The organism is Noviherbaspirillum pedocola (assembly GCF_016632335.1).
Classification (GTDB): Bacteria; Pseudomonadota; Gammaproteobacteria; order Burkholderiales; family Burkholderiaceae_D; genus Noviherbaspirillum_A; species Noviherbaspirillum_A pedocola.
The window spans coordinates 135,451-146,794 of the sequence record NZ_JAEPBG010000015.1; the positions used below are offsets into that span (position 1 = coordinate 135,451).

10 protein-coding genes are annotated in these 11,344 nt (G+C 58.5%); 9 read left to right on the top strand and 1 reads right to left on the bottom strand.

Features of this window, described 5'->3' with window-relative positions; genetic code table 11:
• Positions 1-290: 290 nt before the first annotated feature.
• The 6 genes from JJB74_RS25285 (at position 291) to JJB74_RS25310 (ending at position 6,577) form a co-directional block, all read left to right on the top strand.
• Complete coding sequence (locus JJB74_RS25285; protein WP_200596709.1) at positions 291-1,322, top strand: ParM/StbA family protein; 1,032 nt, start codon at positions 291-293, stop codon at positions 1,320-1,322.
• Positions 1,315-1,653, top strand: a complete 339-nt coding sequence (locus JJB74_RS25290) for a hypothetical protein (RefSeq protein WP_200596712.1) — start codon at positions 1,315-1,317, stop codon at positions 1,651-1,653. The genes JJB74_RS25285 and JJB74_RS25290 overlap by 8 nt, the downstream gene beginning before the upstream one ends.
• A gap of 9 nt (positions 1,654-1,662) precedes the next feature.
• A complete protein-coding gene (locus JJB74_RS25295) occupies positions 1,663-2,253 on the top strand; it encodes a hypothetical protein (RefSeq protein WP_200596713.1) in 591 nt (196 codons plus the stop codon).
• 315 nt (positions 2,254-2,568) lie between these two features.
• Positions 2,569-3,663 carry a methyltransferase gene (locus tag JJB74_RS25300; protein WP_200596716.1) on the top strand — a complete coding sequence of 365 codons (1,095 nt, stop codon included), beginning with the start codon at positions 2,569-2,571 and terminating at the stop codon, positions 3,661-3,663.
• A 173-nt stretch (positions 3,664-3,836) separates the two neighbouring features.
• Positions 3,837-4,838, top strand: a complete 1,002-nt coding sequence (locus tag JJB74_RS25305; RefSeq protein WP_200596719.1) for a lambda-exonuclease family protein — start codon at positions 3,837-3,839, stop codon at positions 4,836-4,838.
• 26 nt (positions 4,839-4,864) lie between these two features.
• A complete protein-coding gene (locus JJB74_RS25310) occupies positions 4,865-6,577 on the top strand; it encodes an ATP-binding protein (protein ID WP_200596720.1) in 1,713 nt (570 codons plus the stop codon).
• Between the two features lie 73 nt (positions 6,578-6,650).
• On the opposite strand, the gene JJB74_RS25315 is transcribed toward JJB74_RS25310, so the two are convergent.
• Positions 6,651-6,905 carry a hypothetical protein gene (locus JJB74_RS25315; protein WP_200596722.1) on the bottom strand — a complete coding sequence of 85 codons (255 nt, stop codon included), beginning with the start codon at positions 6,903-6,905 and terminating at the stop codon, positions 6,651-6,653.
• Between the two features lie 189 nt (positions 6,906-7,094).
• Between JJB74_RS25315 and JJB74_RS25320 the strand changes: the two genes are divergently transcribed.
• The 3 genes from JJB74_RS25320 to JJB74_RS33470 all read left to right on the top strand — a co-directional run bounded on the left by JJB74_RS25320 (position 7,095) and on the right by JJB74_RS33470 (position 10,969).
• A complete protein-coding gene (locus JJB74_RS25320) occupies positions 7,095-7,745 on the top strand; it encodes a response regulator transcription factor (protein ID WP_200596725.1) in 651 nt (216 codons plus the stop codon).
• 68 nt (positions 7,746-7,813) lie between these two features.
• Positions 7,814-9,670, top strand: a complete 1,857-nt coding sequence (locus tag JJB74_RS25325) for an ATP-binding response regulator (protein ID WP_200596726.1) — start codon at positions 7,814-7,816, stop codon at positions 9,668-9,670.
• A gap of 204 nt (positions 9,671-9,874) precedes the next feature.
• Positions 9,875-10,969, top strand: a complete 1,095-nt coding sequence (locus JJB74_RS33470; RefSeq protein ID WP_234484842.1) for a hypothetical protein — start codon at positions 9,875-9,877, stop codon at positions 10,967-10,969.
• Positions 10,970-11,344: the final 375 nt, after the last annotated feature.

The window sequence follows — 11,344 nt, forward strand, 5'->3', positions numbered from 1 at the left end:
TTACTTAGGAAAATTCAACAAGGTCGGGGGGGTGGTGTTACTCAGGAATCCGGGAGCGATTATCGATTCCATACTTGCGGATTGTCAATCCGGGTTAGGTATCGTACCATTCGCCAAGGCGAAGAACCTTGTTTATCACAGTGTTGAGCAACGTAGCTGTGCAACGTTGCTGTGCAACATAGTTGAGCACTGAGTTGAGGTGCGAGCCGAGCAATTTCTATTTGTTGGACGCCCAAAGCCAATAGCGTAAGAAGTACTCCCAAGAGCAGAAACCTTCATAGGAAAGATCAATGTACGAGCAAACCATCATTGGATTGGATATCGGACGTAGCGCGGTGAAAGCCGTCGCCTTCGCCAACGGGCAGGAAGCTCAGGTCACCTTCCCGTCTCTGGTGTGCCATGCCATCCAGTTGACCGACGAAAACTCCATCCGCGCCGCAGAACCTGAGACCGTCATTGTCGAAGGCAGAAAATACTTCACCGGGGATACCGCCCGTCTGCAAGGCGGCGCCACCTCCTCGATTGGGCTTTCCAACGACTGGACCGAGACCCCCGAATACCAGGCGCTAGTGCTTTCCGCCATCAAGCGTCTTAGCCGCATCGGAGTTCCCGGTCTCGATACCGCTTATATCGTCGTCGGTACGCCGGCCGCGCTCTATGGACAGCAACGCGATCGCCTCGAAGAGCTCACGCGTAAGGCAGCACCGAATGCGGACGTCAAAGCGCTTTCCCAACCGATGGGCGCTTTCCTCTCGTTTTTCCTGAACCAGAAAGGTCTGCCCGTTTCAGAGCACTTAACTGACGAGGTCGGCCGCAGGAAGTCATGGGCCGTTATCGAGGTCGGTCATTTCACAACCGACTTCCTACTCATGAAGGAAGGCGTCCACATCGATCGCAAGTCGGATTCGTGCGAAGGCATCTTCATGGCCGCAGAGCAGCTGGGCCGGATTCTGTCCGCGAAAGGCATCGACGCCTCGCCGGTCGCATGCGAAGAAGCGCTGCGGACCAAAAAAATCCGCCACTTTGGCGTACGGGACATTGCAGCCGAGGTTGCTGAAGCTGCTGAATTTGTCGTCGCAAAAATCATGACGAAGACGAATGCGCTGCTCGCCGCAGAAGCCGCGACGGTCGACGGCGTCCTGCTCGCCGGCGGCGGCGCCCCAATCATTCACGAGAGCCTGCTCAAGCAGTGGCCGCACGTCATGCTCCTGCCCGAGCCCCGGATGGCAGTCGCCGAAGGTTTCTGCCGGTTTGGAAAAGGTCAGCTGCGCAAGCGTGCAGCGGCGATTACGGCTAAACACATGGAGGCGGTCAATGCCTAGAATAATCCGTCAGTACGACCCAAATGAGACAGCAAGGCGTGTCGTAGTCGATATTCAAGAGGAAAGTTGTCCGGGCTTGCTGAAGTTCTTGGCGCACCTGCCCTACGGCCATGAGGCTTCTCTACTGCGGGCAATTATCTATCAATGGTTCCTCGCACATCAGGAACATGGAGATCTGGAGTATGCAGTGAAGGCGTTCCTTGAGGGGCCTGGCGGTAGACCCGATAACCGGCAGCCGAAAGAGGCTGAGTTCACAGCGCTGAGGTCCTTCATTCAGGGCCAGGACAAAAAGCCGGCCAAGCGCCGCACTACTAAATCTCTGGACAAATAAGGAACCGCAATGGCTCGTTACGTCAAACAGCACGACCCCGACGAGGAGCGCAGACGATTCGGTATCGAAATCCAGGCGTCTCAATGCCCGGGGTTGCTCGAGTTCCTCGCACAATTGCCCTATCGCGCAGAAACTCCGACGATCCGCGCGGTTTTCTATCAGTGGTTTCTCAAGCATGAACAAGAGGGAACGCTCGAAGAAGCGCTGGAAAGCGCATTGAACGGACCAGGGGGCGCACTGGATGGGCGGCGTGTCGTCATCAAGCTAGATGCTTCGCACGCGCCAACGCGTCAGCGCGCAGGGCATTCTGCCAAACCGGCACAGCGCATAACTGCGGCGCCGAAAACGGAAGCGACCATATCGCGGACGACGGCCGCCCCGCGCGCCGTTGCGCCAGCACCGCTTCCCGTTGCGCAAACACCGCTTCCCGTTGCTTCTACAGTAGTCACGCAGTCCGCCCACGAAACTGTGGCTGCATCGCAGACACAGGTGACGGCCGGTACAGGACAGAGCGGGAGTGCCGCCCCCGCGGACGACGAGCCTATTACGCAGGTACAGCTGGATGCTCTGATGGACCTCGAAAAAATGCTCGGCATCTAGGTCCCCCTTTGCGGAGCCAAAGGACTGTCCGCATCCTTTGGCTACCGAAACGCCCCATCACCGGGATCAAAGGTGACGAATGCCGCGGTCGGGCCAGCGCCGCTCCGCAAACCGTACCGTTCCCACTTCATCCTCTGTTCGGTACTTCCCTCTCATCCCGACTCCGCCAGCCCCCACCGGGAGTGACTCCTTTCCCGCTCACTGCTTTATCTGCCCGCGTATTTCATTTACTCCGCATCAGGCCATCGCAATTGGCCTATTTACCACCCCCCTCAGGAGAACGAAATGGAAGTACGTCAGCTGGAACTCGAAGCATTGTGGGCGGCACAGCCGGTTAAGCTGGATGAGGAAAAGTACAACGGCTACGTCAACTCGGCCACCTACTGCACCTGTTTGTACCTCCAGCAGGAGGCAAGCGTCTATCAACAAATCTGGAACTTCGTTGGCGCGGACCGGCAGGTTTGCCCGAAGAAGCTATCGGCGAAGTTCAGGGTCAAGCGCGTGCGCGAGGACAGTGAGCAGCCCGAAGGCCTGCGCGGGAATGTGGTCTGGATTCCGGCGTGGACGAGCGGCGAAGTGGACTGGGCGGAAATCGCCTCTTCCTATTCCGAACTGCTTGGCGATCCCCCTCATTCTGGCCAAACGCTCTCACAGGAGCCGCAACCGCAATCAGCCGATCTGTCTCTGATCGAACTGTTTGCCGAGGCGCTCATCGATGGCAATGTCGTCCGGTTTCCGCGCAAGCTGAATCGGAATGACTACCAGCGTGTTGATGCGGCGCTCACCGCATTGGGCGGCGCCTGGGACCGCAAGGCATCCGGTCACGTCTTCGCGCACGATCCAACCGATCTGGTCGAAGGCATCATCGAAACCGGCACCTACGACCGGCCGGAACGGGTGGAGAACTTCGGTTTCTTCCCGACGCCGAACGAGTTGGTCGAGGTCCTGATCCGGGAAGCGCGTCTCGAACCCGGAATGGTGGTGCTCGAGCCGAGCGCCGGCGTAGGAAATATCGCGGTCCAGGCCGCGGCGATCGTTGGCACCGCCAACGTCATCACCGTGGAGCTTCAGGAAAAAAATGTCGAAGTGCTGAAAGGACTCGGGTTCTGCCCCGTCCATTCGGATTTCCTCGCATTTCGACCGGAGCGCACGCCAGCCGCTATCGTGATGAATCCGCCGTTTTCGCGGCAGGCAGACATCGACCATGTGCTGCATGCATGGTCAATGCTGAAGGAGGGCGGTCGCCTGGTCGCCATCATGGCTGCCAGCGTCACCTTCCGCAGCAACGCGAAGTCCGCCGCGTTCCGCGATCTGGTCGCTGCGCATGGCCGGATGTGGGACAACCCGGAAGGCTCGTTTAAAAGCGTCGGCACGATGGTTCGCACCATCACCGTCGTCCTGCAGAAGTAACCCCTCCCCGCCTCATCCTTTCCAGGATGGGGCGTTTTTCTTTCTTCGTCCCCTCACTGCTCCGACGATTACTTCTTTGCCCCGCTTACTAACGGGCGTTTGCCATTTCGTGGGTACCAGGCTTTCGCGGAGCTTGGCCGCACCTCGCGGATTCAACCTATAGGAGAACGTCAATGGCAATGCGCATTATCACCGGGCCGGAATCCATTCAGGGCTCCCCTGAATGGCTCGCGTGGAGACAACAAGGCATTGGTGCATCGGAGGCCCCGATCATCATGGGGAAGTCGCACTACATGACCCCGTACAGCCTTTTCAAAATCAAAACCGGCATCACCCTTCCTGCAAAACCTAACCCTGCCCAGATCCGTGGGCATGCACTCGAGCCCAAAGCGCGCATCGCCTATCAGCAGCTGACAGGCAATGTGGTCGTACCGACGACAACAGAGTACGTCGAAATCCCGTTCCTTCGGGCTTCGCTGGATGGGATGACCTTCCATGAGGACATGATCGTCGAGATCAAATGTCCGGGCGCGGAAGCGCACCAGTCGGCATTGAACGGCGTGGTTCCGGCGTGTTTTGCAGACCAGTGCCAGCAGCAGTTGCTGCTGACCGGATTGCAGAAAATGCACTACTACTCGTTCGATGGTGAGGACGGTGTCCTGCTCGAAGTCGTTCGCAATGAGGCCCGGATCACGGAAATCATCACGGCCGCTTCGGCGTTCTGGGACCATGTCAAATCCGGCACCTGGTCGACCGACGAATGGGCGGCCGCCGCGGCGGAGTGGATCATGGCCAATCGCGCCGTGGAACATGCTCAGGAAACGGAAAAGCAGGCGCGTGCGATCTTGGTCAGCATGCTTGCGAACGACCAGTCCAAACGCGAAGGAAGTGGTGTCTCTGTGACCCGCGTCGTCCGCAAGGGCGCTGTGGATTACGAGGCGCTGCTAAAGCAAAAGGGCGTGGATTTCACCGAGGAAGACATGGAAGCTCACCGCAAGGCGAGTTCCGAGTCCATCAAGGTGTCCATCCTGAAGGAAGCCAAAGAAACCAAGGCAGCGCCAGCTGCTGTGGCGTCTTCGGTCTCGAATCTTGCCAAGGCCCCTGCCCCATCAGCGAGTAAACCGGTACTTGAGACCGTCGAACCTCGTGACGAGGGTTTCATCCTAACCGTCTGACCCTGCGCCACCACTCTTTACGAGCGGTGGCGTTTTTCTTTTTGCGGCCGACAAACGAAGCATCTTGCAGTCGCGTGTGCGTCATATCTCCCTCGCTAAGACACCGCAAGTGCCTTTGCCCTTCCCTTTTTACTTTTTCTTCTCAGGAGATACTAATGAACGCTGTTTCGCTGCAAGTCAATGTTTCAAACCTGGTGCACAACATGCGCTTTTCGTTTACCAACTCGGTCAACGTGCTGTCGGAGATGATGCAGAATGCCCGCCGCGCCGGCGCCACCGAGGTCCGTTTCTCCTATACGGAGGATGGCACCCTGGTCGTGATCGACAATGGCACCGGCATCGAGGACTTCCAGAAGCTGCTTACCTTGTCGGAATCCGGCTGGGATGCACAACTGGTCGCCCGGGAGCAGGCTTTCGGCCAAGGCTTCTTCAGCGCCCTGCACAGCGGCAAGCATGTCACCGTGGAGTCGCGCGGCCGTCAGATCGCGTTTGCGACCGAAACGGCCTTGAGCTTCGGCAGCATCGCGGTGGTTCCGTCCGATTTCATCGGCGGCACCCGCATCACGATTCAGGGCATGACGCTTCCGAAGCCGGAAGTTGCCAATGCGCTGAACCGATTCGCCAAAGGGTTCTCGATCGCTGTCGTCTTCAATGACAAACCGCTCGAGCGTCCGCATGCCTTGGCTGCGCTGGCAACGGTGGAGACGGCCATCGGCCCGATTCATGTGGTCGGCTATCACAACGACCATCCGCAGTTGGTTCGCGGCATGACGGTCTATCTGCAGGGCTTGCCGATCTATCAATCCGGTATGTCGTGGGATGTGCACAACGTGGTGCATCTGGATAGCACGCAGTTCGCCGCGCGCATGCCGGATCGGACCCAGCTCATCAATGAGACGGCAGCTGCCTGTCGCATCGAGGCCGCCTTGCGCACCGAGCAGGAGAAAATCCTGACCGCGCACAAGGGGGAAATGGGGAATGAAGCCTTCGCAGAGAAATACTGGCACATGCTGCCGGAGCTGGGTCTGTCTTCCATGTTGCTGGATATTCCGTATCTGCCGAAGTGCGCATTGCATTACGCGCCCGAGCCGGTGCTGGCGGATGACTGGCGCTTCATGCGGGAAGTCGAATCCGGCGTCACGCGGCAATCGGTCGAAGCGGGGCAGCATGTCCTGTGCCTGGGTTCGCCCTCCGAGGAATCGATCGCCGCACACATGCTGGCCTATAAGAAGCACTGGATGGTCGTGTCGAACCTGCCTGCCGGACACTGGGCAGAGCAGTATCAGATCGACCTGTACGAACGCGCCGACGACGTCGTTTTCACCCTCAACGGTGTTGACGGTCAGGCGCAAACGTTCAACGGTCTGTACCTCGATGCGACGGTGCGCTTCTGCGACAGCGTGACGCTATCGCTGGATCAGCATAGCGTGACGTTTGACGATGAAGCGGTGTTTCACTCCAGTGGCGAAGTCGCTATCCCGGGCAACGCGAGCGGCGCCGGCGCAGTGATGCAGGCGTGTTCGTATATCGCTGACAACGAGGAGTTCCAGGAGGCCGATCGGGATACCGACGATCAGCACCTCCAGGCCCTTGTGGCGCTGCACCGCACGAAGGACCTGAGCGCCATTGTTCGGATGCTGCTGTCGCAAGGCGGCGCGTATCGTTTCGACGCACTACGCGGTCATGCGTTTAACGTCGTCGTTGACGACCGGGGTGAACTGACGGTGACGTCAGTCTGACCTGTAGACGTAAAACAGCCCGCCATGTTCGACATGGCGGGCTTTTCTTTGCCCATTTGCCAACGTACCGGGCTTACATTGCGGCGGCGGTGGAGTCCACCAGGCGCTCGTAGTTCGGCAGGGCCTTGCGCACGTCGTCCAGCGAGGTGGCGTTTTCCAGTTCCAGGAACAGGCTGGCCAGCAGGATCTCGGCGCGGCCTTCCGGATACGACATCAGCGCGTCGCGCAGCTTCTTTTTAGACGGCGTTGCCTGCCCGCCTCCTTTGGACACATCCGCATAGCCAAGCATGTCCAGACCCAATTCCACAGCAGTGTTCGCAGCAATCATGTTCATTCCCCAAAGTTATTGTCGTTTCCTTGCACGTTTACCGATATGTGTTGTTCGGTAACGAATAAACGTATTTTGCCGTACAGCAACATATGCCACAATGTGTCTTTCGGCACATTACGAAAGTAACTAACCGAAAAGCGCACAAGGCTCACTTCGTGTTACTCCTAGTTTGATGTGACAGTCCCGATGAAAATTCTAATTATTGACGATCACCCGATGCTCGCCGCAGGCCTGATATCCATGGCGCGGGAAGCATTCCCCTCTTTTCATTTCCATACCTGCACGACGCTTGGCGAAGCCAAGGAAATGATCGCCGCCGGCGGAGACACTCCTGTCGACCTGATTCTCTGCGACGTGTTGCTCGGCCCGGAAAACGGCGCTGATCTGCTGACCTATATGCAGTCCGTTCCCGGCCGGCGCATCCCGATCGTGATGCTCTCCGGCGTGACCGCGCCGGCGACGGTCAATTCGGTCTACCAGATGGGCGCCAAGGGCTTTGTCTCGAAAACGGACAATCCCGCGGTATTGATCGAAGCGGTCAAGACCGTGCTGGCCGGTGGCGAATTTTTCCCTACACGCGACCTGAATTGCCGTTCCCAGTTCCTGGACCGGGCGCTCAAGCTCACCGAAAGGCAGCGCGCTGTCCTGGACCTTGCCATCGCCGGGTTGCAGAACAAGGGCATCGCCAACTCGCTGGGCATCAGTGAAGGCACCGTCAAAAATTATCTGCGTTCGATCATGTCGACGCTGGCCGTCAGCACCCGCACCCAGCTCGGCGTGCAGGCGGCGCGATGCGGCTACACGCCGCGCACGAATGTCGACCTGACCCTGCGTTAATAGTCTCCAGCTAGCCCCTTCATCCTGTCGTGTCGCCACTTCCGCCGTGGCGACACGCCCTCACTGCAATGAATCCCACCGTCTTCGTCTCGCGTAACCAGCGCCGCATCGATTTCAATCTGATGATCGGCCTGCCCCATATCCTGCTGTCCTGCGGCACGGCAACCGTCGGCACGCTGTTGATCCTCTGGATTACGCAGGCCCATCCGAAAAGCGTCGATGGCGTCTGCCACTCCGCTCTGCCGTGGATCTGGGCGGGCCTGAGCTTCGCCCTGATCATCATTCGCAACGTCGTCTATATCGCCCTGAAGCGCGCCCAAATCGGCAAAGAGCCGGGAATCGGCGGCAAGATGATCAAGCCGATTCAACAGGCACTGGTGCAGGAACGATCGGTGAATTTTGGCGTGGCTATTCCGCAACGGGTGGCGATGGCGGTCTCGTTTGGCCTGATATGGGGCGTCGCTGGTGCCTGGTTCCTTGAGGACCTTGACCATGTTGGCCACCACTTGCTGATTATGACGTTGGTGACGTTGACCTTCACCAGCATGCCGTCACTGTACGCATCCTCCTGGGGATTTAGCGTGCTATGGGCCTCGGTATGGTTACCGATTCTCCTTGTCGATTTCAAGGCGCCGGATGCCAGTGAATTCGTCGTCGGCGCGCTGGCCATCCTTGCCGCAGGGAGTGCCGTCTCGATGGGCATTCGGATGGCGATCAAGCAAATGATGAAGCGGCATAGCGCGTATATCGAGGAAGTCATTGACTCCCGGAAGAAGGCCATTGAGACCGAGGCATTGGCGACGGCTACCGCGAACATGGCACACCAGCACAAGATGTTCCTGCTCGGCGCGGGCCATGATCTCGCCCAGCCGATCCACACGATGCTGAATTGCCTCGGCAGCTTCGAGAAGCGGATCGATGATCTGGAACGGTTCGGCGGCCCGCTCCTGTCGATGCGCACCGCCGCGACCGTGTTGCAGCGGCTCTGCCAGGACATCATCCACCTAGAAAAGATCAATTCCGGCCTTCACAAGGCGGAAACCAAGCCGATCCATTTGCAAGCCCTGTTCGACCGGGTGACGGACCAGACAATGCACCTGGCAAAGGGAAAGGGTTTGACGCTGTGGCATCGCGCCACGAATGTCGCGATCAAGACTGATCCGTTCCTGCTCGAACGCATCCTGCGCAATCTCGTCGAGAACGCAATTCGCTACACCAGGCATGGCGGCGTGTGCGTTGCCGCGCGTAAGAGTGGCGAGTTCATCAATATCGAAGTCTGGGATTCCGGCGCCGGCATTTCGGAATCGGGCCAGCAGCGCCTGTTTGAAGTATTCGAACGTGGAGAAAATCCGGGCCCGCAAAAGGGCTACGGGCTTGGTCTATCGATCGTCAAAGGATTGGCCACCTCCATCGGCGCGACCATCACCGTCAAGTCGATCCCCGGCAAAGGCTCGCGCTTCAGGCTTTCGCTGCCGAAGTCCGATATCGATCCGGCCGAGCTCGAAGCCGCGGACATTGCCCCTCCTCCTCCTTCGATCAACGGCATGTGGGTGGCGCTGGTCGAAGATAACGACAACCTCAGAGCGTCGTTGGTCGACTACCTGCGCGGCGAAGGAGCCAACGTGATCGCGGCCAAGGATTCCGCAACCATGACGGAGCTGCTGAATGCCTCCAACGAACACATCGATACGCTGGTCACGGACTGGAACCTGCGCGGCGAGACAGGACAAGATGCATTCAAGGCACTGCTGAAGGCTGTACCCGGCTTCTACCCCACATGGGTGGTCATCAGCGCCGCCATTCATCCCGAAATGGCCGGCGAAATCCAGGCGCGTGGGGTGCCGGTGCTGATGAAACCGGTCGAGCCGACGGTGCTGCGGGATGCGATCGCACGAAGTCGCCTCAAAATCTCCAACACCGACTGATCGTCGCCTTCGTGCGACTGGTGTATGCACCCAACCCGCAGCCATGACAGCCTGCGGGTTTTTTATTGTTTCGTGCGAACAGGCGACGCCAGCACGCGTCTCGTGAATCAACATCCACATATCCAGTATTACGCTTTATTTGCATATGTTTATATCTGACGCTATACTGACGCACATTCCAATACAGGTAAGTTTACTCGTCCCATGTCAGCCGTCCTCCTAGAAGATTCGCCCATCACAGCGTCCGCCAAGGCTTCGGCGCTCGAGGTGATGATCGAGCAATATCTGCAGCGGCCGACGAATGACAAGGTTTTCATCGACAAGCTGGCATTGACGCTTTTCAACGATCAGCGGGCGCGCGGCATCTGCCGCAAGCGGGCGTTCGAGAACGGCGTCGACCTCAGCCGCGTGGAAGAAGTCGTCCAGCGCGTGATGATCGTTTTCTTTGCCAAGATGCTCCCCAAGATCCGCGCCTCCCATGCGGTCTACTACGTCATCTGGGCCATTGCGGAAAACGTCAGCCGGGAAGTACTGCGGGATGAGAACACCCTGACCTATCACCATGACTCTGTTGAAGCCATGCGCGAGCGCGGCGAAGAGCTGCCTCAGGCAGGCCTCGTGGAAGTAGAACAGGTAGACCTGGATTCCTTGATAGATCAACAAAGCGAGCACAGCAGATTTATGACCGACCTAAACAAAGTGAAAACCGGGCTCATGGACCTGGGCGACACCGGCGTATTCAACATCGACGCCGTCCCCTTCATGGCCTTCATCCCGCCCTCGAACGAGCCGGAGGAGGAATTGCCAGTTCGTAAGCCGCAGCGAGCCCCGGCCCGCGCGCCGGCGCAGGGACGCCGCAAGGTCGTAAGCAAGGCGGTTCTGTCTGAGGATCAGGCTGAACTGGTGTCGATCGGCGAACAGATGGGTGTGCGCAACCAGGACTTCGCGGTGCTGCTCGGCATCGGCCTGCCGCGCCTGTCGTCCTATATCTACGGCCGCACCGCCAGCGTGTCGAAGGATGTGATGACGAAGGCACGGCAGCTGCTGGAAGAGCACAAGACCTCGAACTCGGTGCGCGCCAGCAAGTTCGACAAGCCGATGAGCGAAATTCTCAAGGATTGGGAAGAGCGTCTGGGTACCACGGAGAACATCGGCCTTGCCAGCCTGATCGGTGTGACCACGATGACGATTCATCGCTGGAAGAAGAACGAAAACAAGCCCGATCCGACCGCCCTCACCCGCTACGATCACATCGTCTCGACGCTGGCCGCGCGCCTCAATCCTGCGATGAAGAATTAAGCGTCTCTCTCCGCATTCCGCTCAAGCCCGCCGCGTGCGGGCTTTTTCGTATCTATTCGCTAAATCTAGGAAACACTGTGCCGAACTTGTGTGCGAATTACTAATAGACGGAAGACCTTCGTCTTATTCGGCATTAATTAGTCGAACCTGCAAAATTGATTCGACGACGCGGCGCGGCGCTTCATGGAGGGATTTCGGCGCTGCTTTACCCGACGATAAGGCTTCTGTTGCCATCTCTGGTTGGCGCGAGCCCGGAGATGGCACGCAGCATGGCGTCCAACTGCAGACGCAATAAAAGGGCCTTCAGCCCCAGACGCTGTACTGCCCGCATCAGCCAGCGCAGGTTGTAGCCGGCTCCGCACAGCACCGCATGCA